Here is a 24517-nt window from a genome sequence, read left to right as displayed (position 1 = left end):
GCGGCCGATGTGGCCGCGACTTCAGGCCTCGGCCTCCATCGCAACAATCAGGCAGGCCTTTTCCAGGCGGTTGGTGAGCATCGAAAGCTTGGCCGTGAACTCGGCCAGCTCAGGCTCGCTGAACTCCTCGAAGACGGTTTTCTTGAACGCCTTGTGCTGTTCGGCGAGGCCCGCGAGATGCTTCTTGGTCTTGTCGGTCAGCGACAGCCGGACCACGCGCGCATCGGCCGGGGAGGGCGCGCGCCGCAGCAACTCCTTCTGCTCGAGCAGCTTGGACTGCGTGGTCACGAACGACGGATCGACGTGCAGCAGCTTCGACACCACGTTGATCGGCACGCCGTCATCCTTGTCGAGATCCGAGATCGCGATGAGAATCATCCATTGCGGACCGCTGACGCCAAGCGACCTGCCCCAGAACTGACGGACGCGCTCCAGATGCGAGTTGATGGCGGAAATCTCGAGCGTGAACCGCTTGATGATGTCGAGATGTTCGATGGCGCGCTGGCGCGTCGTATCCTTCCTTGTCACTGACACAGCTTCCTCTTCCCTCGGGCGCCGACTCAGCTTTGTGCTGATTTATTTCTTGTTTTCTGCGCTGCAGTACGTTTTTTCTCGCAAGCCGCCAACGAACGCAAGTGAACGTAAAGTAATTATGATGGCCGTGTGACGGTTGGACTATTTGGGATGTGACAAGTTTTCTCAGGTAAGCAAAGGGCTTACAGGCAGCGTTGCCGGCGAGACACAGTGTGGCCTCATTCGTATTCCTGACTTTATAAACTATTTTGATTGGCGAACTGGCCAATGCATATTGAACCCGGCGGTAGGGGAATCTCGATCGTCCCGTTGCGGTGATCGTTCAAGTCCGTCGCACACCACAGATTGATCTGAGGGTGCGGGGTTTGGGGAAAACGGTCTTGGACAATGCGGGAGGATCACGGGGCGCTCGCGGCCTCGGACTCTCCGCATATGAGCAACTTGGAGGTTTAATATGAATTTGAAGAGCCTTATCCTGGGCTCGACGGCTGCGCTGGTCGCGGTCGGCGGGGCACAGGCGGCCGATCTTCCCGTCAAGGCCAAAGCGGTCGAGTACGTGAAGGTTTGCTCGCTTTACGGTCCGGGCTTCTACTACATCCCCGGCACCGACACCTGCATCAAGCTGGGCGGCTATGTGCGTGCTGACGTCGTGGTGAACGGCAACAGCGTGTACGGCGCGAACTACAACGGCGCCAGCGGTGCCAACAACCGTTTCACGAACGGCTACACCTGGCGTTCGCGTGAAGACTTCAACATCGATACGCGCACCGCGACCGAATACGGCGTGGTCCGCACCTATTTCGATGCGGTGTTCACCTGGACGTCCGACACCTACGCCGGCCAGGGCAACGGCTCGACCGTGTACTCGGCGATCGGCTCGTCTTCTGCGCCGAACAACGCAGGTTCGGGCAACGTGGCTGCCGGCACGGTCGGCGTCTACTATGCCTTCATCCAGTTCGCCGGCTTCACGATGGGTAAGGCGGTTTCGCAGTTCGCTGCCCCCTGGAACGGTTATCCGGGCAACAACTACGACGCGCTCGTCGGTGGCGTGAACACCACCAACGGCATCAACCAGTTCACCTACACCGCGCAGTTCGGCAACGGCGTGTCGCTCGCTCTGTCGGCGCAGGACCAGGTTGCCTACATGCAGGCTGGCGTGAACAACCTCGGTGTCGGTGGTGCTTACGGCTCCAGCGACTACGCCGGCACGATCGCTCCGGACTTCGTCGCTTCGCTCAAGGTCGACCAGGCTTGGGGTATCTTCCAGGCGTCGGTCGCCGCGCATGACAACCACGCTGCCTACTACGGCGGCACCGAGTTGACCGGTCATCCCGACGACAAGTGGGGTTGGGCTGGTGCGTTGGCCCTGTCGATCAAGAACATCCCGACCGGACCCGGCGACACCATCAACATCCAGGGCGTCTACACCGACGGTGCGACCCGTTACAACATCCAGGAACTGGCCAGCCAGGCCAGCTCGATCGCCATCTTCGGCGGTTCGAGCCTGCCGGGCGTCTATGGCAGCGTTGGCTTCGGAACGGCACCCGACACGGTGTTCGGCCCCGGCGGTCAGCAGCAGTCCATCAAGACCTGGGGTATGCGCGGTGCGTACACCCACAACTGGGATCCCTACTGGAACACCAGCTTGTACGGTGCGTTCGCCGCTGTCTCGTACAACGACGCGGCTAAGTCGCTCATCTGCGGCGTTGGTGGCGTCGGTGGTTCGTTCCGTGCCGCATTCGCTGGCGGCGCTGGCGTGACCGCCTGCAACCCCGACTACAACATCGCGCAGATCGGCGTGATCACCCGTTGGACCCCGGTCAAGAACCTGACCTTCTCGGCCGACGTGACCTACTCGCACCTCGATCAGAAGTATGCGGGCATCATCACCACGTCGTCGACTGCTATCGGCAAGCCGACCGCGACCTACGAGCTGAAGGATCAGGACACTGTCCAGATGCTCTTCCGCGCTCAGCGCAACTGGTAATTCCGGTTGATCTGATCACGATCCAACAGAACCCCGGCAGGCAACTGCCGGGGTTTTTGTTTGCGGAAGATTCCGAGAAGAGCTGAGCTGCGTCATTTCGGTCCACGCGAACGACGAAGACGAGCCATGCGATTCATTAGCCGCAAACTTATTTACTTACCTGATCTACTAAACTATATACGCCACGGCCAACACATTGAATGTGGCTCTTAGCTAGCTGCTAAGCCTCCCAAACCTCCGGCAATGCCCTGCCGGAGGTTTTTGATTCAAGGGCCCCAGCCGGCGTCGACGACGGTGGCGTGCGCGGCCCGCGCAAGCTGCGGCTGGCGATCGGGTTGCCGTCGCCTCGCCGATTCGACGCCGTCAAGATTTGACGGAATCGATCCGCAGTGCATTCTCGCCATTCATGGGACGCTTCAAGAACAGCCGCCTGGCGCGCATGAGCAGCGGCCACTATTGCCTGATCCGGGATCTCGGTTTGGTGAAGGGCGGCAAGGGATTGCGGCACCATGAGGTGATCATCGATTTCTCGTGGCGCGGCCTGTTCAAGCTGGCCCTGAGCGCGGGTGCCGGCGTCCTGCGGCGGCGCGCATCCGTACGCATCGAGACAGCCGAATAGCGCGGGGCCGCGTCATGACGCGGCTTGGCCTGCGGCCAAGATGCGCGCGATCATCGCGTGGGGCTCACGCGCCTCGCAAACAAGTATTCGAATTCGGGCGACCTGATCCCAACATTGTCAGAGCTCCGGCTATGACGATCGCGCGCTGTGCCACGCCGCGCGCCGCGCTCTGCGCCGATTGCGATCAACGTGGTCCAGCTGCGCAGGTGCTGTCGTTCTGCTTCGCTGGAGTTACCTCGGCGGCAGCGGCCGCGGTGGAAATTCCGGCCGCGATCGCCATCAGCGTTGTCGCGACCAATCTGTTCAGGATGTGCACGATCATCGTCTCCGATTGTCGATGTCGGATTGTTCGCAACGCGGAATGATTTCGTTACGCGGCCGCTGCTTCAATTTGCTGTACGCGGCTCACTTGCGCGTGAGGAGGCGCCGTTGCTGGGCGACAATTCGGTGATGTAAGGTGCCGCAGCCAAGCGGTTGGGACTGCGATCCGCGCTCCGGCCGAAACAAAGAAGAACCAGGGCAAGAAAAATAAGGGAAGGAACGAATCTCACATGAAGGATTTTGCCGGAAAGATTGCCGTCATCACCGGTGGCGGCACGGGCATGGGGCGCGAGCTGGCACGGCAGCTCGTTGCCGAGGGCTGCAATGTCGCGATGTGCGACGTCTCGGCCGAGGCGATGGCCGAGACCAAGCGACTCTGCGAGGTCGAGAAGCTGCCGCAGGGCCTGCGCATCACGACCCACGTGGCCGACGTCTCGATCGAAGATCACTACAAGCGCTTCCGCGATGAGCTGATCGAGCAGCAGGCGACCGACAAGATCCACCTGCTGATCAACAATGCCGGCATCGGTGGCGGCGGCAGCCTGTTCTCCAACACGCGCGAGCAGTGGGAGCGCACCTTCAACATCTGCTGGGGCGGCGTCTATCTCGGTGTCCGCACCTTCCTGCCGCTGTTGGTGAAGGCCGACGAGGCGCACATCGTCAACACCTCGAGCGTCAACGGTTTCTGGGCTTCGGTCGGCATGGGCGTATCGCACACCGCCTACAGCGCGGCGAAATTTGCCGTGAAGGGATTCACCGAGGCGATGATCAACGATCTCCGCCTTAATGCGCCGCATGTGAAGTGCGCGGTCGTGATGCCCGGCCATATCGGCACCTCGATCGTGTCGAACTCGCGCAAGGTGCAGAACGGCTCCGACCAACTCAATGCCGACGAGCTCAAGCAGGCCCGTCAGCGTCTGCAAGGGCAGGGGATCGACGTCGCCAAGATGTCGGATGCCGACATCCAGCAGCTCGCGCTCGATCGCGCCCGCATCTTCCATGACGAAGCCCCGACCTCGGCCGCGGCCGCCGCCAAGATCATCCTCGACGGCGTGAAGGCCGAGCGCTGGCGCATTCTGGTCGGCGACGATGCGCATGTGCTCGACGAGCGCGTGCGCGAGTCGCCGGAACAGGCCTACACGCCGGAGTTCTACCAGAACATCGTAGCGGCAACCGGCTGGAAGGTCGGCTGATTGCAGAAGACCCGTCACCCCCGCGCAAAGGCTTTGCCTTTGTCGCTGGAGGTGGCCGCTCCTTCAGCGGCCCTCGAAGGGTCGACGGCCCGACTGCGGGGCCGTTCATCCTTCGAGGCTCGCTCCGCTCGCACCTCAGGATGACGGGATAAGCGCTTCCGTCTTGCGATCCAACTACCCGCGCATCGCGCGCTGGCGCGAGCCCGCCTGATAAGCGAGGCGGTAATGCCCCGAGCAATAGGGCATGCCGCCGAGCGGCGTGTTGCCGCAAAAGCAGAAATCGTCGGCGCCGGGCGTGCTGATCGGCCAGCGGCAGCGCTGCTCGCTCAGCTCGAACAGCGAGCAATTGTTGGCGCTGACGATCGGTGCATCGTCGCAGGGCTGCTCGTAGACCGCCTGAAGCAACCGGAGCTGTTGCTTGGCGGTCGCCCGTTGCGCGGCGTGCGCGGCGGATTTCTTGCGCCGGGCCCGCCGTTCGTCCGGCGTCGCGCGCGTGAGGTTCAGCCGCGACAGCTTGCCGATCACCGCATTGCGGCTGACGCCGATATTGACGGCGATATCGCGGCAGGAGAGGCCGGCTTCAAAGTAGATCTTGAGTTGGTCGACGCGCTCCGGCGTCCAGGTTGGTTCGATGGCAATCATTTGACGGTTCCACGTTCTGTGTTGAACCGCCGCGCCGGCACACGCCTGAGCTCACCACGCGATGACAAGCGATCGCGCCGTGATCTCATCCCCTTTTGAGCATGATCTCTTCGGAAAACCGGTCTCCACTTTTCCGGATCATGCTCTAGGGCGTGCGGCCGTTGTCGCGGATTGCAAGCAACCCGTCCTTGATGGCGAGCCGAATGCCTTCCTCGATCAATGTCCGTGCGACGCCCGGGACGCTCGTGCCGTGGGTGCCCTGTCTCACCAGCTTCTCGAGGTATCCGATGGTCGAGAGCGCCAGCGTGACCGGGACGCGGTCGGTTTCGGCCTTTTCCGTAGCCATGGTGAAACGCTTAACCCTGAACGCTTGTACTGAAAAGTATCTATTTAGAGTCTATTTAGGAATATGACGGTCCGTCAAGCCATAGACTGCAAAATACGGGCGGCCGCGTCCTGCCGCGCCGGAGGCCAGTTCCGGCGCGGTATTGTAGTCAGACTGTCTTGAATAATGAGGGTGTTAGGACCGTAACTCGACCTTGACCGGGAACTTCTTGAGAAGTCGCTCAGCCGTCTCTGCCTTGTCCGGAGGCGCGCTCACACTCAGGTACAGCCCGCGGGACGGATCGGTGATCGCGTCGACACTGACCTCGCCGGATAATCCTTCCAGCGCCAGCAGTTCGCGCGCGGCCTCGCCGGCGGCGATCTCGCGCAGCTTCGGCTTGAAGATCTTGCCGACAGGCGTGACCGGCATCTCAGGAATCACCGACACCACGCGCGGGCGTGCCGGCGGCTCCAGGATGTTGTCCTGCACGAAGGCGGCGAGCGCGTTCGGATCGATATGGGAGCCGGGCTGCGCCGAGACGAACAGCATCGGCACTTCGCCGGCGTAGGTGTCGGGACGTCCGACGGCAGCGGCAAGCGCCACGCCCGGAAACGCCAGCGCGGCATCCTCGATCGCGCGCGGATCGATGTTGTGGCCGCCGCGGATGATGACGTCCTTGGCACGGCCCATGATGTAGACGAAGCCGTCGGCATCGATCCGGCAGATGTCGCCGGTGCGCAGCCAGCCGTCGCGGAACGCCTCCTCGGTCTGCTTCTTGTCGACATAGCCAGCGAACACCTGCGGGCCCCTGGTCAGCAGTTCGCCGACCGGCGAGGGCCACGGCCCGGTGTGGAGCTTGCCGCCGTCGAGGATCGCAAGCTCGACCAGCGGATTGCGGGTGCCGACGCTCTCGGCGCGCGGCTTCACGCCGTGCACATCGTGAGTGATGGCACCGGCGAGCTCGGTCATGCCGTAAAGCTGCTGGATGCAGGGACCGCCCCAGGTCGCAAGATAACGCCGCTCGATCTCCGGTGGGCAGATCGAGGCGCCGGTGGCAGTGACACGCAGGGTCGAGATGTCGCTGTCCGCGACCGGGATATCGGCGAGGGCGCCGAGTATCGTCGGCACGTTGCCGGCGATGTTGATGCGGTACTTCTCGATGATCTGCCAGAAGTGCCGGACCAGCGCCGGATCGCGCGCGCCGGCGGGGCCGGGGATGACCATCGTCGTGCCGGCCGCCAGGGAATTGGCCGTGGTGCAGAACAGGCCGCCGACATGGAACAGCGGCATCGTGATCATCGCGCGCTCGCCGCGATGGAAATCGAGCGCCATCCGCGAGGATACCGTGGAGGCGACCATCGCGCGATTGGTGAGCCGCGCCACCTTGGGGTGGCCGGTGGTGCCGCCGGTCGGCAGCATCACGGCGACGCGGTCGGCCTCGCTCATGTCCTTGGACTTGCCGTAGTCGTCGCGCCAGGCGGGATCAGGCCGCAGCACCTCGCCGTCGAAGGCGATGCTGCCGTCGAGCGGCACGATCACGATGCGCTTCAGGGACGGCACCTCGCGCTGCAGGCCCTCGACCCTCTCATAGAGCCCGCCCGGCATGCCCGGCGGCGGCGCCAGCAACAGCTTTGCGTTGATCGCATTGAGCTGGGCGACGATCGCTTCGCGCGTGAACAGCAGGTTGAGCGGCTCGGCGACACCGCAGGCGGCAGCGCCGAAGATCGCGACGACGGTCGCAGGGCACGCCGGGAGCAGGACAGCCACCGCATCGTCCTTGCCGATGCCCTGCTTACGGAAATAGGTTTCAGCGGCCTTGATGCAGCCCATCAAATGATCGTTCGAGATCACGACCGGGTCGGGATCGAGCGGCGAGCGCAGATAGATCGCGGCTTCAGCGTCCGGCGCACCCTGCGGGCCGCGGGCAATGAGGTCGAGGATGCGCGGGCAGGCGGCGAGCGTCTCCTGCATCTCCCTGTCGCGCGCAGCCTCGTCGGCCGGCGAAAGCCTGTCCTTCAGCATATCCGTCCCCGTCCATTCTTGTTCGTTGGGACGGGGATTGTATCGAGCCGTGCTCGCGGAACACAAGTGCGGCTTATCGACCGCCTGTCAGCCGTGGACCACGGATTTGGCGATCATGCAGTGGATGCCCTTGGAGCCGTTGACCGTCTGCGTCACGCGCAGGTCGGCGGCCAGACTGCACAGCGTGTAGGCGTCCTCACGCGACAGGTTGCGCTTCTCGCCGAGCAGCACGATCATGTCGCGCAGCGCCCGCACCACGCACTGGTCGAGATCGGGATCCATCGCCATGGTCATGTAATGGTCCGCGGTCTCTGCGCGTGGATAGGTGAGCTTGATATCCTTGCGCAGTGTGAGGCGGAAGCGGCCGGTCAGCGCGGTCTCGATCGCGGTGACGCAGACCTCGCCGTCGCCCTGCACGCCATGACCGTCGCCGCAGGAGAACAGCGCGCCCGGAACGAACACCGGCAGATAGAGCTTGGCGCCGGCGCCGAGCTCCTTGTTGTCGAGATTGCCGCCCATCGCGCGCGGGATCAGCGAGGAGATCCGGCCCCAGGCTGGCGGCGGCGACACGCCCATCACGCCGAAGAACGGCTTGAGCGGCAGATCGAGCCCCCAGGGCATGCGGCCGACCATGCGCCCGCGATCGAGCGGGATGTTGAGGACGCGTGTCTCGTGGAAATCGTCGGGCAGGGTGCCGGACAATGGCTTGATCAGATTGTAACCCCAGTCCTGTCGCAGCTGAACGTCGAGAATATCGACCTCGAGCACGTCGCCGGGTTCGGCGCCGGCAACGGCGATCGGGCCGGTCAGAATGTGTCCGGGTACCATCCGCTCGCACTTCGCATGGATGTCGTCGAGCTCCGGCGGAACGAAGAATTTGCCGCGGTCGGGCACCACGTCCGGGCCGCCGCTGACGGTCTCGATCGTGATCTCGTCGCCGCTCGCAACGGTCAGAACCGGTTTCAGCTTGGCTTCAAAGAAGCCCCAATGGCAGGTTTCGGGGCTCGACTTGAGATGATGATGGGTCATGTGACGGCTTTTGATTGGTTTCCCAGCAGCGTATGACGCTGTAGCAGAACTTCTCAGGGGCTTCTCTTGTTTTTTGTGCTCTCCAAGACGCTCGGCATCATGCTGCTGCCGATCAACTTCCTGATCGGCATCGGCGTGATCGGCGCCGTGCTGCTGTTGACGCGGTTTGCGCGCCTCGGCCGCAGGTTGATGGTCGCCGCGCTGCTGCTGCTCGCGATCTGCGGCTTCTCGCCGCTCGGCAATGTCCTGATCTCCACATTGGAGCAGCGCTTCCCGCCATGGGACGCCTCGCGCGGCGCGCCGGACGGCATCATCGTGCTCGGCGGCTCGATCGACGCCGATCTGTCGCTTGCGCATGGTACGCCGGTGGTGCGCAGCGCGGCTGATCGCGTCATCGCGGCGGCGGCGCTCGCGCGCAGATATCCGAATGCGCGCCTCGTGTTCACCGGCGGCAGCGCGAACCTGATCTCGAACGATGCGCGCGAAGCCGACTATGCGGCCGAGATGTTCGAGGGTCTCGGTATTGCCAGGTCGCGATTGATCATCGAGCGCCGCTCCCGCAACACGGTGGAGAATGCCGAATTCTCCAAGGCGCTGGTCGATCCCAAGCCGGGCGAGCGCTGGCTGCTCGTCACCTCGGCCTACCACATGCCGCGCTCGGTCGGGCTGTTCCGCAAGGCGGGATTCAACGTCGAGGCCTATCCGGTCGACTGGCGCGTCGGCAATGTCTTCAGCTTCGCAACGCTTGCGATCGAGGGCCTGTCGCGCACCGATCTCGGCACACGGGAATGGATCGGGCTTCTGGCCTATCATCTGGCCGGCAGAACCGATGATTTGCTGCCGGGACCGGCCGCGCGCTGAGCCGCAGGCACTTGTCGCCTCCGACGGCCAATCCTAACATCGACGCAACAAGCGGCGCCAAGCCGCCGATCACGGGAGTTCACGCCATGCAACAGCAGACACCGCCGGAACAGTTCGACCTCGGCGCAATCGTCGCCGATCTGAACAATCTGCTGCGGTTGAAGACCACGGTCATCGGCATCAAGATGTTCGCGCGCGTCGAGGAGATGGAGGCGATCCCGAAGATCCGCCGCCCGTCGGCGGTCCACACCACGGACCAGATCGTCAGCATGGCCTCGCGGCTCGGCTGGACCGTCGGCATCACCGGCGACGATCTGGTCGGCGCGCAATGCCGCGCCGTGATCGGGCTCGCGCCGCAGGATGAGAAATGGCTTGCCGGCGAGAACTATGTCGGCGTCTGGCACGGCACCGCCGAAGACGCGCGCAAGCGCCAGGAGGCGCTCGACGTGGTGCCTTACGGCCAGTACCAGGCGATGGCGGTGAGCCCACTGACCAGCGGACGGCTCAATCCGCCCGACATCTGCCTCGTCTATGCGACGCCGGGACAGATGATCATCCTGATCAACGGACTCCAGTATACCGGCTACAAGAAGTTCGAATGGGGCGTGGTCGGCGAGACTGCCTGCGCGGATTCGTGGGGGCGGGCGCTGAAGACCGGCGAGCCGAGCCTGTCGCTGCCATGCTTCGCCGAACGCCGTTATGGCGGCGTGCCGGACGAGGAGATGCTGATGGCACTGCCGCCGGCCCATCTGGTGAAGGCGATCGCGGGCATGAAGCAGCTTGCCAAGAACGGTTTGCGCTACCCGATCGCGCCCTACGGCATCCAGGCCGACGTGCGCGCCGGCATGGGCGTATCGTACAAGAAATAGCGCATTGCGTTGCCGCGCCCGCGATGACAAAAGGGCGCCCATTCGCTGCGCAGGGAGCCTGATCCATGTCCTCGTCGAAACTCGACATCGTCGTCTACGGTGCGACCGGCTTCACCGGCCAACTCGTCGCCGAATATCTCGCGGCGCATTATCGCGACGGCAGCCTGAAATGGGCCATGGCCGGGCGCAGCAAGGACAAGCTCGCCTCGGTACGCGACGCGATCGGCGCGCCCGCCGACACGCCGCTGATCGTCGCAGATGCCGGCGATGCCGCCTCGCTGAAGGCGATGCTGGCGCAAACCAAGTCTGTCATCTCGACGGTCGGACCGTATCAGCTCTATGGCAACGAGCTGATCGCGGCCTGCGTGGAAAGCGGCACCGACTATTTCGATCTTTGCGGCGAGCCGGTCTGGATGCGGCAGATGATCGATAAATACGAAGCCGCCGCGAAGACGAGCGGCGCGCGCATCGTATTCTCCTGCGGTTTCGACTCGGTGCCGTTCGAACTGGGTGCGTTCTTTGTCCAGGAGGAAGCCAAGCGGGTGTTCGGCGCGCCGGCGCAGCGCGTCAAGGGCCGCGTGCGCGACATGCGCGGTACGCTGTCCGGCGGCACCGCGGCGAGCGCCAAGGCGACTTTCGATGCGGTCGCCAAGGACCTCAGCCTGGTTGCGATCCTCAACAACCCGTTCGCGCTGACGCCGGGCTTCGAGGGGTCGAAGCAGCCGCGCGGCAGCAAGCCGGCCTACGAGGAGGATCTGCACTCCTGGACCGCGCCGTTCATGATGGCGCTGATCAATACACGCAACGTCCACCGCTCCAACATGCTGATGGGCTTTCCCTACGGACGGGACTTCGTCTACGACGAGATGGTCCTGACCGGCCCGGGCGAGAAGGGCGAGGCCAACGCCAAGCGTGTGATGGCGCTGAACGCCGAGAAGACCGGCCCAAGCGCGCCGAAGCCGGGCGAGGGCCCGTCAAAGGAAGAGCGCGAGAACGGCCGCTACGATCTGCTCTATCTCGCGGTCGCGCCCGACGGCCGGATGGTCCGCGCCGGCATCAAGGGCGATCGCGATCCCGGCTATGGCTCGACCTCGAAGATGATCTCGGAATGCGCGATCTGCCTGTTGCGCGATACGCCCGACGTTGCGCCCGGCTTCTGGACGCCGGGGGCCGCGATGCAGCACAAGCTCATCAAGCGCCTGGTCGATCACGCCGGGCTGACATTCGAGGTCGAGAAGTAGCGTCTCGCAATCTTGCTCGATGTCGTCGCCCGGCTCGCCGCCTCCGCTAAAGCTTCGGCGCGCCAGGGGACCGTGGCCTCGTCGAAGCCTTGGCGAAGACGGGACCGGGCGATCCAGTATTCCAGAGACCGTTGTGCCTGAGCGGATACGCCGCGGCGTACTGGATGCCCCGCTTTCGCGGGGCATGACAGTAACGGCTACGCCGCCGCCCGCGGATCATAGGCGTACATGAAGTCCATGCCCTTGGACGACACCGGCAGCAGCAGCTTCAGGATATGATCGCGCAGCCAGGCGCCGGTCGGGCTGAACTCGCGCTTGCTGTTGCCGTTGCGGCGGGCGATTGCGACGATCTTCTCGGCGCGCGGGCGCCGCTCGTGCTCGAAGGCCTGGAACGTCATGCCGAACTCCTGGCCCTCGCGCATCAGGATCCCGAGCCGCAGCGCGTCCTCCAGCGCCAGCGATGCGCCCTGGCCGGCATGCGGGCTGGTGGCGTGCGCGGCGTCGCCGATCAACAGTGTGCGCTTGCGCGACCAGGTCGGTAGCGTTGCGACGTCGAGCGTGTCGGTGACCACGATATTCTCGGCGGCTTCGATGATCGCGGGGATCGGCGCGTGCCAGCCGGCGTGGAAATCGCGCAGATGCTGCCTGATCGCGTCCTGGCTCTGCAGCCGGTAGGCCGCCGCGGTCATGCCGTGCGACGGCTGCGTGCTCCACCACATCGCGCCCGTGTCCGGATCGGGGCTGCACATCCCATAGCCGAAGAAGCCGCTCTGCCCGAACGTGGTCGCCACCCTCTGGCCGATCGGCAGCTTCTCGATCACCGCGCGGGGCACGAATCCGCCGAAGCCGATCAGCCCGGTGTCGAACGGCGTCGGCCCATCCGGGATCACGTGGCGCCGCACCGCCGAGTGCACGCCGTCGGCGCCGATCACGAAATCGCCTTCGGCGGTTGTTCCGTCGTTGAAATAGGCGATGACGGGCTGGTCGCCGCGGTCCTCGATCTTCACAAGCTTCTTCTCGAAGAACACCGAGACATTGGAGGCCCAGGCCTTGTCGATCAGCGTCTCGTTCAACGTCGCGCGGCACATGTTCACCGCGGGCTGGCCGAAGCGCTGCTGCATGTTCTGGTTGAGCGAGCCGAGCTTCTTGCCGCCCTGCGAATAGAAGTCGAAGGACTCCGCGATCGAGCCGTTGCGGATCAGTTCGTCGGCGAGGCCGAGCTCCGCCAGCACATGCATGCCGTTCGGCGCGATCTGAAGCCCGCCGCCGATCCCGGTGGAATAGGGCCAGGCTTCATAGAGCTCGGTCTCGATTCCGGCGCGGGTCAGGAACATCGCGGTCACTGGACCCGCGATGCCGGCGCCGATGATCAGAGCTTTACGGGGACGAGAGGTCATGCCTTGCTCCATGCATCCGTGTGGGGTAGGAAAGGTCAATTGCTAACTATCTTAGTATCTAAGATATAAGGCGAGTAAGATACAGGAGCCGCTTTGTCAAGTGCGAAGTCGCGTGCAGCGCTGATGCAGGAACTCGAGGAGGCGATGCGCCGGTCATCGGCGCAGGGCGTGATGTACGGCCAAGCCGTTGCGAACATGGCCGGAATCTCCAACTCCGACATGGAGTGCATGGACATCCTGCATCTGGAGGGGCGCGTGACCGCCGGCCGTCTCGCCGAAGTCACCGGCCTGACCACCGGCGCGATCACCGGCGTGGTCGATCGTCTGGAGAAGGCGGGTTACGTGCGCCGCGAGCGGGACGAGAGCGACCGCCGCAAGGTCTTCATCTCGGTCGTGGAGGAAAAGGCGGCGGAGATCGGCAAGTTCTACGTGCCGATGCAGGAGGCGATGCTCAAGCTGTGGAGCAGCTACACCGACGACGAGCTGCGCTTGCTGCTGCGCTTCGCCAATGACGGCTACAAGGGCGTGCTGGAAGCGACCGGAGCGTTGAAAGCGGTGATCGACATGCCGCCGGAGCAGCGCGCCAGTCTCAAGATGCCGCCGAAGACTCGTCGATGATCCGCGCCGACATCGCGCGATAGCGCTCGGCGGCCGCATACATGCCCCACATCGTGCCCAGCATCATCCAGAAGTGCCGCCAGTGGTCGGTATCGATGATGAAGCTCTCGCCGACGAAGCCGAGGAACGCCGAGAAGACCGCGAGATAGCCGCGCTGCCACGGCACCTGCAGGTAGATGTAGCGGAAGCCGATGATCGCGGTGACGAACACCAGCGCCGGATAGCAGATGCCGGAGATCCAGCCGCCCGACATGAAGGCGTTGAGATAGGAATTGTGGGTGTCCTCGGGGAAGTAGGTGTGGAATTGCAGCGGCCCGATGCCGAACGGCAGCTCCAGCGCCATCTGCGCGCCGAGGATGTGGCGGCCGAACCGGCCGAAGCGGCCTTCGTCATAGCTTTGATCGAAGCTCGCGCGCTGCTTGAACATGTCGGCGACCGAGCCGATCGAGAGCAGCACCGCGATCAGCGCCACGGCCAGGATCGCGGCGATCAAGGTCATCACGATGATGCGCGAGCGCTGCGCCTGCGAGCGGCTGGTGAACACCATCAGCGCCAGCATGAAGGCCGCGGTGATCACGAGGCCGCCCCAGGCGGCGCGCGAGAACGACAGCAGGATCGCGAGCGAGATGATGCCGAAGGCGATGGCGTTGCGGAACGCCTTGCCGAAGCGGTCGGAGACGACGCTTTGCAACGTGAACAGCGCCGGCAGGATCAGGAAGGCGCCGAGCACGTTCGGATCCTTGAAGGTGCCGCGGGCGCGATCGTACAGCGTCAGCAGGTCGTAGCCACCGGGCACCAGACGGAAGTAGCCGGCGATGCCCGCGAGCGAGGCGATCATCGCGCCGACGATCAGGCCGCGGCGCAGCATGTCGAGGCGGGCTTCGGTATCCTCCGACATCACCATCGCGAAGAAGATGACGGTGACGGCCATGTACCAGGAGGTGAGCACCCAGTTCACCACCTCCGGCTTGTCGAGGAACGGTATCGCGCCGATGCTGTAGCCGACATTGAGCACGATCAATGTGAACAGCAGCGGCATGAACACGAGCCGCATGCGCAGGCCCGTGGCGAAGAACAGCACGCAGGCGGTCAGCGTGACGAGCTCATACGGGCTCGGCTCGATGAACACGATGGCGCCGGACGCGCCGGCCAGCCACACCAGCGCCCGCTGCAGCGCCAGCACGCCCGTTGGTGCTGATGTCAGCGAATGGGACGTCCCGGCTGTCGCCGCATAGGCCATCGGATACTCACGCAACTTGGTACAAAACACGCAACAGATGCTTCGTCATTGCGAGGAGCGAAGCGACGAAGCAATCCACCTATCCCCGAATTGCGAACTGGATTGCTTCGCTGCGCTCGCAATGACGACAGTAGGTTGGTTCTCAGTACGCGTTCTCGCTCTTGGTCAGCAGCGAGAACGGGGTCTTGAGCAGGATGTAGAGGTCGAACAGCACCGACCAGTTTTCGATGTAGTAGAGGTCATATTCGACGCGCTTCTGGATCTTCTCGTCGGTGTCGACCTCGCCGCGCCAGCCGTTGATCTGCGCCCAGCCGGTGATGCCGGGCTTGACGCGGTGGCGGGCGAAGTAGCCGTCGACCGCCTCGTCGAACAGGCGGTTCTCCAGTTTGCTCTGCACGGCGTGCGGCCGCGGGCCGACCAGCGACAGATTGCCCTTCAGCACGACGTTGAACAGTTGCGGCAATTCGTCGAGCGAGGTCTTGCGGATGAAGCGGCCGACGCGGGTGACGCGCGGATCGTTCTTGGTCACCACCTTGGAGGCGGTGGGATCGGCCTGGTGATGGTGGAGCGAGCGAAATTTGTAGACGTCGATCCGCTCATTGTTGAAGCCGAAGCGCTTCTGGCGGAACAGCACCGGGCCGGGGCTGTCGAGTTTCACCGCGAGCGCCACCAGTCCCAACACCGGCAGCGCGGCAAGCAGGGCCATGCCGCCGACCACGCGGTCGAACAGCCATTTCAGCACCAGATCCCAGTCGGTGATCGGCGCCTCGAACATATCGAGCGTCGGCACCTTGCCGATATAGGAATAGGAACGGGGGTGGAAGCGCAGCTTGTTGGTATGGGCCGACAGGCGGATGTCGACCGGCAGCACCCAGAGCTTCTTCAGCATTTCCAGGATGCGGGTCTCCGCCGAAATCGGCAGCGCGAACAGCACGAGGTCGACGCGGGTGCGGCGGGCGAATTCGACGATGTCATCGATCTTGCCGAGTTTCGGTGAGCCGGCGCAGGTATTGGTGGCGCGATCGTCATTGCGGTCGTCGAACACGCCGAGCAAATGGATGTCGGAATCATCCTCGGCGTTCAGCGCCTCGATCAGCTGCTCGCCGTTATGGTCGGCTCCGACGATGATGGTGCGGCGGTCGAGCCGACCGTCATGCGCCCAGGCGCGCACCATCGATCGCAGCAGCAGCCGTTCGGCGATCAGGACCGCAAGGCCGACGCAGAAGAACGACGACAGCCAGACCCGCGAAACTTCGCCGCCGAGCTTGACCAGGAAGGAGATGCCGATGAACAGCAGGAACACGACGGCCCATGACGAGATCATGCGCGTCATCTGGCGCAGCTGGCCGCGGAAGATCTGCACCTGGTAGATATCGGCGGCCTGGAAGCAGACCACGGCGGCAGCCGCCATGCCGAGGATCGATGCGATGTATCCCCAGTGAATGCCCCCGCCGGCGAGCGGCCTGACATAGGCGAGATAAAGCCCGACGCCGACCAGGCTGAGCAGCACGAAGTCGGCGAGGCGAACCACGCCAGCGATCACGACCGGCGAGTAAGCACCGCGAACCTTCTGGTTGGTAACGGCGAGCGCGGCCGGCGAGAGGCGCCGGCGCCGTTCGATCTGCGGCTGAGCGGCCGTCGCAGACGCAGCGGCATTCAGCATCGAGCGTGCGTTAAACGGTTCCACGAGTCCACGTCCATTCCTGCGCAAGCAGATGGGCATCCGCGCGCAGTACGAAAATTCCCCCGGACGTGACTTAAGGGGACAAATCGGAAGAAACGGTTACGTGTGCAAGAAGTGGTTAACGTTTGGCAAATGCGTCGCGATAGCCGGCCAGCACACCTTCGACCATCGCGTCCTGCGAGAAATGTTCCGAAATCCGCTCACGCAGTCTCTCGGCGCGCGCCGCGGTCGCGGCGGGATTGTCCAGCGCGGCCTCGATCGCGTCGGCCATCGCCCCGGCATTGCTCGGCGCGAACAGGGCGTCGGTGTGGGTATCGAATATCTCGGGGATGCCGCCGACATCGGCGGCGATCATCGGAACGCCGGCGGCTGCGGCCTCGATCACCACATAGGGCATCGAATCTCCGCGCGAGGGCACCACCAGCAGGCTGCCCTTGGAGAAACCGTAGCGCGCCTTGACGTGACCGATGAAGCGGACGGCCTCGCCGAGCGACAGCCGCTTCACCTGCTCCTTGAGACGCTCGAATTCCTCGCCGTCACCGCCGAGCGTCAGCGTCACCGGCTTCCCCTCGGCTCGCAGCTTCGCCACCGCGTCGATCAGGAGATCGGCGCCCTTGATGCGCCGGAACTCGCCCACATAGGCCACATCGGTGGCATCGTCGGCCCGGGGGACCGGTTCGAATTCCTCCGCGGTGACGCCATTGAACACGCAGCGCACGAGGCCTGCCGGTTTGCCGACGGTGCGCTGATAGGTGTCGCGGGCAAACGCGCTCTCGAACAGGAACAGGTCGGTGCTGTTCATCAGGGTGCGCTCGAGCTGGCTGTAGAAGCGGCCCTTCCAGGTGTCGAGCGGGTAGTGCAGCGAGCCGCCATGCGGCGTGTAGACCCGGATCACCTTGCTCGACCGCCGCCGCAGCCGGACATAGGCGCCGGCCTTGGCGCCATGGCCGTGCACGACATCGGGTTTCAGCTTGCGGATCAGGCCGGCGATGTGGGCCCAGACCATGAAGTCGGCGAAGCGCGGCTCGCGGCGTATCGCCACCCGGCGGACGCCGAGCTTGAGCCGCGGCTCGATCTCGGCAAGCGCCGCGTCGGCCCGCGCGCCGCCGGTCAGGCTGTCGGCGACGATTCCGACATGATGGCCGCGTTCGATCTGGCCGTTGGCGACATCGAGGATATGACGAATGATGCCGCCGACCGGGGCACGGACGACATGCAGGATGCGGAGCGGCGGTTGCTGATTTTGATCCCGCGCCATCGATCAGAACCAGCGCTCGCCGACGAACACGGTGTCGCCGGGGCCGATCGGCGTGCCCAGCGGAGCGACGAAGCGGCCCGCGCCGGATGCATCGGTGTGGGTGAGGGTGACCTCGTCGCGCCTGGCGCGCGGCGAGAAGCCGCCGGCGATTGCAACCGCGCTTTCGACCGTCATGTTGGGCACATAGGGATATTGGCCGGGGGCCTGGACTTCGCCGAGGATGAAGAACGGCCGGTAGGCCTCGATCTCGACCGCCACGGACGGCTCGCGGATGAAGCCGTTGCGCAGCCGTGCGGTGATCTCGGCGGCAAGCCCGGCAGGGGTGCGGCCGCGCGCCGGCACCGAGCCGATCAGCGGCATGGTGATCGCGCCGGCGGCGTCGATCGCATAGGCGTTGGTGAGCCCTTCCTGGCCATAGACCACGACCCGGAGCCTGTCGCCGGGGCCGAGATTGTAGCCTTCGCGCGTCCGCGCGGGCTCGGCATAGGCCACGGGCGCAGCATACGCCATCGAATCGAGGCCGGGGTCGCCGGCGACCGGCGACGTCCGGCCCATGCAGCCCGACAGCGCGAGCGCAGCGACCAGGCAAATAAGGGGAGCGCGCAGATCGCGCATATGAGGAATCCCGCGACAATATCGGCCTCGATTAACGGCACTCGTGGTTAACAAAGAATGACGGGGTGGGTGGTGGCCGCGATGCCCGTCAACCCCACCGATTAACCCAGCGGCAACCTTAATGGACTGTAATCGCCCCATTGCGATGGAGTCGCGGCGTCCGCGGGAGTTCGTTATGCGTTTTGCATTCTGGCGTAGAGGCAAGGATAAGGCCGTCGTGCAACGGGCGTTGCCGAAGTCTGCGCCCGTCGCCGACGACGCTGTCGTGAAGGCGGCTGCGCCCAAGCCTGCGCCTGATAAGCCTGCTTCTGACAAGCCTGCTCCTGACAAGCCGGCGCGTCCAGCGGAGGCGGCCGATCTCGACCTGCACGTGCTCGGCCGCGCGCTGGCACGCAAGCGCGGCTGGATCATCGTGCCGACCGTGCTCGTATTTGCGCTGTCGCTTGCCGCGGTCAATGTCGTGACGCCGCGCTACAAGTCGGAAGCGCGAATCCTGATCGACAATCGCGAGAACGCCTTCCTGCGTCCGAACGGCGAGCGCGACCTCGAGCGTACCTCGCTCGACGCCGAGGCGGTGACGAGCCAGGTGCAGCTGTTGCTGTCGCGCGATCTCGCACGCGACATCATCAAGAAGAACAAGCTGGCCGAACGTCCGGAGTTCGATCCGGTGCTGCGGGGCTTTTCGCCGTTGAAGTCGCTGCTGGCGCTGTTCGGCATCGGCCGTGACCCGTTCAGCCTGACGCCGGAAGAGCGGGTGCTTGATTCCTATTACGAGCGCTTCCAGGCTTTCGCGGTCGACAAGTCGCGCGTCATGGTGATCGAGTTCCAGTCCGAGGATCCCGAGCTCGCGGCGCGCGTCGCCAACTCGATTGCAGACGGCTATCTCGTGCTGCAGCAGGCCGCGCGGCAGGACCAGGCCAAATCCGCCAGCACCTGGCTGCTCGGCGAGATCGACAAGCTGCGCACCAAGGTCGCGGACGCGGATTCGCGCGTCGAGGAATTCCGCTCGAAGTCGAGCCTGTTCGTCGGCACCAACAACATCCCGCTGTCGAACCAGCAGATGGGCGAGTTGAACACGCAGCTCAACAATGCCCGCGCGCTGAAGGCGGATGCCGAGACCAAGGCGCGGCTGATCCGCGAGATGCTCCAGGGCGGCAAGCCGATCGAGGCGTCGGAGGTGCTCAATTCCGAGCTGATCCGCCGGCTCGCCGAACAGCGCGGTACGCTGCGCGCGCAGCTCGCCGAGCAGTCCTCGACGCTGCTCGACAACCATCCGCGCATCAAGGAATTGAAGGCGCAGATCGCCGATCTCGATCGGCAATTGCGCGAGGAAGCCGGCAAGGTTTCGCGCTCGCTGGACAATGACGCCCGCGTCGCCGATGGCCGTGTCATGGCGCTGCAGGCTAGCCTGGACCAGTCGAAGAAGCAGGCGTCGTCGAGCAATAGCCAGGACGTGCAACTGCGCGGGCTGGAGCGTGAAGCCAAGGCGCAGCGCGACCTGCTGGAGGCCTATCTCGCCAAGTATCGCGAGGCGACGGCGCGCGAGAACATCGAGGCCGCGCCGACCGACGGCCGCATCATCTCGCGCGCGTCGGTTTCGAATACGCCGGCCTATCCGAAGAAGCTGCCGATCGTGCTGATCGCGACGCTGGCGACGCTGCTGCTGTCGTCCGGCATCATCATCACCGGCGAGCTGCTGCGCATCTCCGCGCCCGGTGCGGTTGGCCGCGCCTTCGCGCCGGCGGCTGCCGTGATCAGGCGCCGCGAGCCGGTCATGGATGCCGCAACCGTGGACCAGCCCGCGCCGGCGCTGCCGCCTGAACCCGCGCTCGCATCGGCGGTCGCGCCGAAGACGGCGGTGGAGCCCGAACTGCCGCTGGAGCCTGCGGCTGCCTATGAACCTCCGCCGCAGCCAGAGTCCGCCCAGACCGCCGACGAGATCGATGAGCTCGCCGAGCGCCTTGTCGCCGCCGGTCCCGCCGCCCACAAGGTCACCGTGCTCGGCCCGGCTGCGCCTGATAGCGTCACGCTGACCGCCCTGACGCTGGCGCGCCTGATGGCGCGCCAGTCCAAGGTCGTCGTCGTCGATCTCGTCGCGTCCTCGCCGGTACTGACGTCGGCGACCGTCGATCCGGCGGCGCCCGGCCTTGCCGAGCTGATGCAGGGCGAGGCGACCTTCGCGCAGATCATCACCAAGGATCGGCAGTCGCGTGTTCAGATCGTCAGCGCCGGGCGTCCGGGCTTCGATCGCTCGCATCTGCAATCGCCGCGGCTCGCCCTTGCGATCGACGCGCTGCTCAGGGTCTACGACCACGTGCTGCTCGACGCCGGTTCGGCCGTCGACCTGCCGGCCGAACTGCTGACCGCGAAGGCACAGGCGGTCGTCGTGCCCGACGCCGCCATGGCGCAGGATGCCCGCCACTCGATGGTCGAGCAACTCAGGGCGGTCGGCTTCGCCGAAGTGACGATGCTGAGCAAGCCGTGCGCGGCGTCGGAAGCGGTCGCGAGGGGCCCGCGGGTGGTGGCCGCCTGAGCGCCACCGTCAGCCCGTCGGGGTAAATCCGGTCGCCCGCACGATCCCTTTCCAGCGATCGGATTCGGTGGCGAGCAGTTGCGCAAAGTCATTCATCGCGATCGCGTCGACGGCGACCGACAGTTTGGCCATGCCGGACTTGACCTCGTCGCTGCGCAATGACGCCTTGATCGCGCCGTTGAGTTGCGCGACGATTGCCGCGGGCGTCTTCGCCGGCAGGAAGATGCCGAACCAGGTCACGTCCTGAAGTCCGGGATAACCGGCTTCCGCCACCGTCGGCACATCGGGGAGAGATTTGAGACGGCTGGGACCGGTCGTCGCCAGAGCGCGAAGCTGTCCGGACTGGACCTGGCCCAGCAGGCTGTCGATCGGCATCACGGCCGACGCGATCTCGCCCTTCAGGAGATCCTGGACCGCCCCTCTGCCTTGATAGGGCACGTGGAGATAGTCGAAACCCGCGGTCCGGCCGAGCATCGCACCGATGAAATGTAGCGTGGTGCCGACGCCCGGCGTGCCATAGGTCGCCTGCGTCGGGTTGGCGCGGCACCAGGCGACGAAGTCGGCGAGGCTCCTGACGTCGTTCGGGACTTTCGGGCCGACCGCCAGCAGCGTCGCGAATGAGCCGACGGTCGAGACCGGCGTGAAGTCCTGCGGTGCGTATGCGAGCGATTTGTAGGTGTGCGGAAACAGCGCGATGAACCCAAGCGGCGCGAGCAGCATGACCGATCCATCGGCCTCGGCGTTCTTCACGGCCTCGATGGCAATCCGGCCGCTCGCGCCGGGCCGGGTCTCGACGACGATGGAGTCAGCATAATCCTTCATCTGCCCGGCAATGAGCCTTGCGACGGCGTCCGGCAATCCGGGTGTGTAGCCGGTCAGGATATGGGCGGTCTTCAGGCGGGGCTGCGCGGCGACTGGCCGGACCAGGCCCGCGGCGGCGAGCGCGGCACCGGCCGCTGACGCGGTCAGGACGTCGCGACGGGTCAACATGCATGCCTCCATGGTCGTCGAGCCGCGCCGTCCGGGGCGCGACGATCTGCGTCATCGCACGCGGAGGATGCGTGAGGCGGGGATAAACGTCCAATGCTAGTGTCTGAGGCGTCCATAACCGTTTTGGTAACGATCGCTGATGCAGGACATCGAGCGTGCCCGACGCCGGATCAAGCTGCGCGACCTACACATCCTTCTCGTCATCGCGCGGCGCGGCAGCATGGCGAAGGCTGCCGCGGAGCTCGCGGTGTCGCAGCCGGCCATCTCGCGGGCGGTCAGCGACATGGAGCACGCGCTCGGACTTCGGCTGTTCGATCGTTGCCGTAACGGCATCGAACTGACGGCCTATGGCCATGCTCTGGTGCGACGCGGGGTCTCGATCTTCGACGAGCTTACCCAGGGCTTGCAGGAACTCGAGTTTCTGGCTGATCCGAGCATCGGAGAGTTGCGCATCGGCAGTACGGAGAGCATCGCAGCGGGCTTGCTTCCGGTGGCGATCGACCGCTTCACGCGGCAGCATCCCGGCATCCGCATCAATGTCGCGCAGACCGTTCTCAGCGATCTGCGTTACCGCGAACTGCGCGAGCGCAACATCGATCTGTTGCTTGGATGGACGCCGACGCCGTTTGACGAGACGGACTTGGCGGTCGAGCCCTTGCTCGATGATCGGCGCGTCGTGGTCGCGGGAAGGCGAAGCAAATGGGCGCGTGCATCCAGGCTCGAATTGGCCGACCTTGCAGGCGAGCGCTGGGTGTTGCCTCCGCCGGACACCTTTCCGGGCTCCGCGGTGGCGGAGATGTTTCGCGAATTCGGAATGCGGATGCCAAGCGCGCCGATCACGACGCTGTCGCTTCATTTGTGCTGCCGGCTCGCCGCGACCGGCCGCTTCATCACCGTGCTGCCGGGCTCGGTCGCGCGGTTTGCCGGCGGCGATCTCGGCCTGAAGGTGCTTCCGGTTCAGCTTCCGCGAGCGGCCGCCGTCTCGGCCGCGATCGTCACGTTGAAAGGCCGCACCTTGGGTCCGACCGCCGAGATCTTCATCGCCTGCATCCGCGAGGTCGCCAAGGCGGCCGCAAGCAAAGCGGCCGTCCGCAAATGACGCGAATTGCGGGCGCCGTTCCCTTCAGTGCGGGCGCCCGACGCCTAGTGCGCCATCATCGGCTCGCGCGCGGTTCGCTCGAGCACCGGATCGATCCGCAGCCTGATCGTGACGAGCGCGCCGATCAGCCCCATCACGGCGAGCAGCAGCAGCCCCGCCGTGAAGCTGCCGGTCAGGTCCTTCAGGTAGCCGACGGCGAACGGGCCGGCGAAGCCTGACAGGTTGCCGAGCGAGTTGATCGCGGCAATGCCTGCCGCTGCCGAGGCGCCGGTCAGGATGCCGGCCGGCATCGGCCAGAACATCGGCGGCACCGCCGACACGCCGATCTGCGCAAGGCAGAGCAGGGCGACGATCAGCACCGGATTCGACATCAGCCCGGCAAGGCCGATGCCGACGGCGGCGAGCGTCAGTGCGCCAGCGACATGGTAGCGCCGCTCGCCGGTCTTGTCTGAATGGCGGCCGAGCAGCACCATGCCGACCGCGCCGAACACGAAGGGCAGGGCCGCGATCAAGCCGGTCTGGGTGTCGGTGACGCCAAACGCCTTGATGATGGTGGGCAGGAAGAAGGCGACGCCGTAGCTCGCAGCGTTGAGGCAGAAATACACGAAGGCGCAGGCAAGGACCCGCGAGTCGGTGAGCGACTGCAGAACGGAAATATGCTCCACGGCCTCGGTTTGCTGCCGCTCGCGTTCAAGCGTGGTCTGGATCCACTTGATCTCGTCGGGCTGCAGCCAGCTTGCCTGGCGCGGAAAGTCCGGAAGGAAGGTCAGGACAGCGAAGCCGACCAGGACCGACGGCAATGCCTCGCAGACGAACAGCCACTGCCATCCGGTCAGGCCGGCGCCAGACAGGTTGAGCAGCAATCCCGAGATCGGCGCCCCGATGATGCTCGAGATCGGGATCGCCAGCATGAACAGGCTGATGACGCGCGCGCGGTACACCGACGGAAACCAGAGCGTCAGATAGAAGATGATGCCGGGGAAGAAGCCGGCTTCGCAGGCGCCGAGCAGAAGGCGCAGGAAGTAGAAGATCCACTCGCTCGACAGGCCGCTCGCCGCGGACATCTGTGGGATGAAGGCAAATGCGGCCGAGACGATGCCCCAGCTGATCATGATGCGGGCGATCCAGCGCCGCGCACCGAACCGCTCCAGAAGGATGTTGGAGGGCACCTCGAAGAAGAAGTAGCCGATGAAGAACAGGCCGGCGCCGAGCCCGTAGGCGGCCTCGCTGAGGCCGAGCGCTGCGTTCATGTGCAGCTTGGCGAAGCCGACATTGACGCGATCGAGATAGGCCACGAAGTAACACAGGATGAGGAACGGAATCAGCCGCCGCATCATCTTTCCGATCGCGCGCTTCTCGATATCGTCGCTCATCGTTCCCATCCCTTCCTGTTTTTCGAATCGGCAGACGATCACTGCGCTGTTCGAGGCGGCACCTGGC

General features: G+C 64.9%; 22 protein-coding genes. 10 read left to right on the top strand and 12 right to left on the bottom strand.

The features are described from left to right. Positions 1-21: 21 nt before the first annotated feature. On the bottom strand, positions 22-534 hold the full coding sequence (locus IF803_RS06535) for a MarR family winged helix-turn-helix transcriptional regulator (protein ID WP_028340207.1): 513 nt from the start codon (positions 532-534) through the stop codon (positions 22-24). Positions 535-988: 454 nt separating this feature from the next. On the opposite strand from IF803_RS06535, the gene IF803_RS06530 reads away from it, so the two are divergent. The 4 genes from IF803_RS06530 to IF803_RS06515 all read left to right on the top strand — a co-directional run bounded on the left by IF803_RS06530 (position 989) and on the right by IF803_RS06515 (position 4654). Continuing rightward, entirely contained in the window at positions 989-2521 is a 1533-nt protein-coding gene (locus IF803_RS06530) for a porin (protein ID WP_016844978.1), read from the top strand. A gap of 439 nt (positions 2522-2960) precedes the next feature. Further along, positions 2961-3140, top strand: a complete 180-nt coding sequence (locus tag IF803_RS06525; RefSeq protein ID WP_304500318.1) for a hypothetical protein — start codon at positions 2961-2963, stop codon at positions 3138-3140. Between the two features lie 131 nt (positions 3141-3271). Next, positions 3272-3505, top strand: coding sequence for a hypothetical protein (locus IF803_RS06520; protein ID WP_461191640.1), 234 nt, complete (start codon positions 3272-3274; stop codon positions 3503-3505). Positions 3506-3691: 186 nt separating this feature from the next. Beyond that, a complete protein-coding gene (locus IF803_RS06515; protein ID WP_461191639.1) occupies positions 3692-4654 on the top strand; it encodes an SDR family oxidoreductase in 963 nt (320 codons plus the stop codon). 174 nt (positions 4655-4828) lie between these two features. On the opposite strand, the gene IF803_RS06510 is transcribed toward IF803_RS06515, so the two are convergent. From IF803_RS06510 to IF803_RS06495, 4 genes are all read right to left on the bottom strand, one after another. Further along, positions 4829-5296, bottom strand: a complete 468-nt coding sequence (locus IF803_RS06510; RefSeq protein WP_304495605.1) for a GcrA family cell cycle regulator — start codon at positions 5294-5296, stop codon at positions 4829-4831. Between the two features lie 145 nt (positions 5297-5441). After that, a complete protein-coding gene (locus IF803_RS06505) occupies positions 5442-5642 on the bottom strand; it encodes a hypothetical protein (RefSeq protein WP_016844973.1) in 201 nt (66 codons plus the stop codon). A gap of 174 nt (positions 5643-5816) precedes the next feature. Beyond that, a complete protein-coding gene (locus IF803_RS06500; RefSeq protein WP_461191638.1) occupies positions 5817-7643 on the bottom strand; it encodes an AMP-binding protein in 1827 nt (608 codons plus the stop codon). An 87-nt stretch (positions 7644-7730) separates the two neighbouring features. Beyond that, complete coding sequence (locus tag IF803_RS06495; RefSeq protein ID WP_461191637.1) at positions 7731-8672, bottom strand: acetamidase/formamidase family protein; 942 nt, start codon at positions 8670-8672, stop codon at positions 7731-7733. A 66-nt stretch (positions 8673-8738) separates the two neighbouring features. On the opposite strand from IF803_RS06495, the gene IF803_RS06490 reads away from it, so the two are divergent. From IF803_RS06490 to IF803_RS06480, 3 genes are all read left to right on the top strand, one after another. After that, the gene (locus tag IF803_RS06490; RefSeq protein ID WP_461191636.1) at positions 8739-9533 is read left to right on the top strand and encodes a YdcF family protein; all 795 of its coding nucleotides are present in this window, start codon (positions 8739-8741) and stop codon (positions 9531-9533) included. 86 nt (positions 9534-9619) lie between these two features. After that, positions 9620-10402, top strand: a complete 783-nt coding sequence (locus tag IF803_RS06485; RefSeq protein WP_461191635.1) for a DUF169 domain-containing protein — start codon at positions 9620-9622, stop codon at positions 10400-10402. A gap of 65 nt (positions 10403-10467) precedes the next feature. Continuing rightward, entirely contained in the window at positions 10468-11643 is a 1176-nt protein-coding gene (locus IF803_RS06480; RefSeq protein WP_461191634.1) for a saccharopine dehydrogenase family protein, read from the top strand. 197 nt (positions 11644-11840) lie between these two features. Here the strand turns inward: IF803_RS06480 and IF803_RS06475 are convergent, their stop codons facing one another. After that, positions 11841-13040 carry an FAD-dependent oxidoreductase gene (locus IF803_RS06475; RefSeq protein WP_461191633.1) on the bottom strand — a complete coding sequence of 400 codons (1200 nt, stop codon included), beginning with the start codon at positions 13038-13040 and terminating at the stop codon, positions 11841-11843. A 123-nt stretch (positions 13041-13163) separates the two neighbouring features. Here IF803_RS06475 and IF803_RS06470 point away from each other — a divergent pair, with 123 nt between their 5' ends. After that, positions 13164-13658: a MarR family transcriptional regulator gene (locus tag IF803_RS06470; protein WP_141341084.1), complete on the top strand. Its 495-nt coding sequence runs from the start codon at positions 13164-13166 to the stop codon at positions 13656-13658. Here the strand turns inward: IF803_RS06470 and IF803_RS06465 are convergent. The 4 genes from IF803_RS06465 to IF803_RS06450 form a co-directional block, all read right to left on the bottom strand. Further along, positions 13630-14898 (bottom strand): O-antigen ligase family protein, encoded by a 1269-nt coding sequence (locus IF803_RS06465; RefSeq protein ID WP_461191669.1) that lies wholly within the window; start codon positions 14896-14898, stop codon positions 13630-13632. The genes IF803_RS06470 and IF803_RS06465 overlap by 29 nt on opposite strands. A 142-nt stretch (positions 14899-15040) precedes the next feature. Beyond that, positions 15041-16585: an undecaprenyl-phosphate glucose phosphotransferase gene (locus IF803_RS06460; RefSeq protein WP_461191632.1), complete on the bottom strand. Its 1545-nt coding sequence runs from the start codon at positions 16583-16585 to the stop codon at positions 15041-15043. Positions 16586-16700: 115 nt separating this feature from the next. Then, positions 16701-17840, bottom strand: a complete 1140-nt coding sequence (locus IF803_RS06455; protein ID WP_461191631.1) for a glycosyltransferase family 4 protein — start codon at positions 17838-17840, stop codon at positions 16701-16703. Between the two features lie 3 nt (positions 17841-17843). After that, positions 17844-18455 (bottom strand): polysaccharide biosynthesis/export family protein, encoded by a 612-nt coding sequence (locus tag IF803_RS06450; RefSeq protein WP_461191630.1) that lies wholly within the window; start codon positions 18453-18455, stop codon positions 17844-17846. Between the two features lie 175 nt (positions 18456-18630). On the opposite strand from IF803_RS06450, the gene IF803_RS06445 reads away from it, so the two are divergent. Continuing rightward, complete coding sequence (locus tag IF803_RS06445; RefSeq protein ID WP_461191629.1) at positions 18631-20988, top strand: GumC family protein; 2358 nt, start codon at positions 18631-18633, stop codon at positions 20986-20988. A 9-nt stretch (positions 20989-20997) separates the two neighbouring features. On the opposite strand, the gene IF803_RS06440 is transcribed toward IF803_RS06445, so the two are convergent. Next, a complete protein-coding gene (locus IF803_RS06440) occupies positions 20998-21978 on the bottom strand; it encodes a Bug family tripartite tricarboxylate transporter substrate binding protein (RefSeq protein WP_461191628.1) in 981 nt (326 codons plus the stop codon). 139 nt (positions 21979-22117) lie between these two features. On the opposite strand from IF803_RS06440, the gene IF803_RS06435 reads away from it, so the two are divergent. Next, the gene (locus IF803_RS06435) at positions 22118-23077 is read left to right on the top strand and encodes a LysR family transcriptional regulator (protein ID WP_461191627.1); all 960 of its coding nucleotides are present in this window, start codon (positions 22118-22120) and stop codon (positions 23075-23077) included. Positions 23078-23121: 44 nt separating this feature from the next. On the opposite strand, the gene IF803_RS06430 is transcribed toward IF803_RS06435, so the two are convergent. Then, positions 23122-24459 (bottom strand): MFS transporter, encoded by a 1338-nt coding sequence (locus IF803_RS06430; RefSeq protein ID WP_028340190.1) that lies wholly within the window; start codon positions 24457-24459, stop codon positions 23122-23124. Positions 24460-24517 lie beyond the last annotated feature (58 nt).

This window comes from Bradyrhizobium sp. UFLA06-06 (assembly GCF_054820065.1).
This window is presented reverse-complemented; position numbering and strand designations above follow the sequence as displayed.

What these genes read in the sequence shown, in the direction of transcription:
- IF803_RS06530 (WP_016844978.1), top strand. Translation starts at nt 989, where the DNA reads ATGAATTTGAAGAGCCTTATCCTGGGCTCGACGGCTGCGCTGGTCGCG.
- IF803_RS06525 (WP_304500318.1), top strand. Translation starts at nt 2,961, where the DNA reads ATGAGCAGCGGCCACTATTGCCTGATCCGGGATCTCGGTTTGGTGAAG.
- IF803_RS06520 (WP_461191640.1), top strand. Translation starts at nt 3,272, where the DNA reads ATGACGATCGCGCGCTGTGCCACGCCGCGCGCCGCGCTCTGCGCCGAT.
- IF803_RS06515 (WP_461191639.1), top strand. Translation starts at nt 3,692, where the DNA reads ATGAAGGATTTTGCCGGAAAGATTGCCGTCATCACCGGTGGCGGCACG.
- IF803_RS06510 (WP_304495605.1), bottom strand. Translation starts at nt 5,296, where the DNA reads ATGATTGCCATCGAACCAACCTGGACGCCGGAGCGCGTCGACCAACTC.
- IF803_RS06505 (WP_016844973.1), bottom strand. Translation starts at nt 5,642, where the DNA reads ATGGCTACGGAAAAGGCCGAAACCGACCGCGTCCCGGTCACGCTGGCG.
- IF803_RS06500 (WP_461191638.1), bottom strand. Translation starts at nt 7,643, where the DNA reads ATGCTGAAGGACAGGCTTTCGCCGGCCGACGAGGCTGCGCGCGACAGG.
- IF803_RS06495 (WP_461191637.1), bottom strand. Translation starts at nt 8,672, where the DNA reads ATGACCCATCATCATCTCAAGTCGAGCCCCGAAACCTGCCATTGGGGC.
- IF803_RS06485 (WP_461191635.1), top strand. Translation starts at nt 9,620, where the DNA reads ATGCAACAGCAGACACCGCCGGAACAGTTCGACCTCGGCGCAATCGTC.
- IF803_RS06480 (WP_461191634.1), top strand. Translation starts at nt 10,468, where the DNA reads ATGTCCTCGTCGAAACTCGACATCGTCGTCTACGGTGCGACCGGCTTC.
- IF803_RS06475 (WP_461191633.1), bottom strand. Translation starts at nt 13,040, where the DNA reads ATGACCTCTCGTCCCCGTAAAGCTCTGATCATCGGCGCCGGCATCGCG.
- IF803_RS06470 (WP_141341084.1), top strand. Translation starts at nt 13,164, where the DNA reads ATGCAGGAACTCGAGGAGGCGATGCGCCGGTCATCGGCGCAGGGCGTG.
- IF803_RS06465 (WP_461191669.1), bottom strand. Translation starts at nt 14,898, where the DNA reads ATGGCCTATGCGGCGACAGCCGGGACGTCCCATTCGCTGACATCAGCA.
- IF803_RS06455 (WP_461191631.1), bottom strand. Translation starts at nt 17,840, where the DNA reads ATGGCGCGGGATCAAAATCAGCAACCGCCGCTCCGCATCCTGCATGTC.
- IF803_RS06450 (WP_461191630.1), bottom strand. Translation starts at nt 18,455, where the DNA reads ATGCGCGATCTGCGCGCTCCCCTTATTTGCCTGGTCGCTGCGCTCGCG.
- IF803_RS06445 (WP_461191629.1), top strand. Translation starts at nt 18,631, where the DNA reads ATGCGTTTTGCATTCTGGCGTAGAGGCAAGGATAAGGCCGTCGTGCAA.
- IF803_RS06440 (WP_461191628.1), bottom strand. Translation starts at nt 21,978, where the DNA reads ATGTTGACCCGTCGCGACGTCCTGACCGCGTCAGCGGCCGGTGCCGCG.
- IF803_RS06435 (WP_461191627.1), top strand. Translation starts at nt 22,118, where the DNA reads ATGCAGGACATCGAGCGTGCCCGACGCCGGATCAAGCTGCGCGACCTA.
- IF803_RS06430 (WP_028340190.1), bottom strand. Translation starts at nt 24,459, where the DNA reads ATGGGAACGATGAGCGACGATATCGAGAAGCGCGCGATCGGAAAGATG.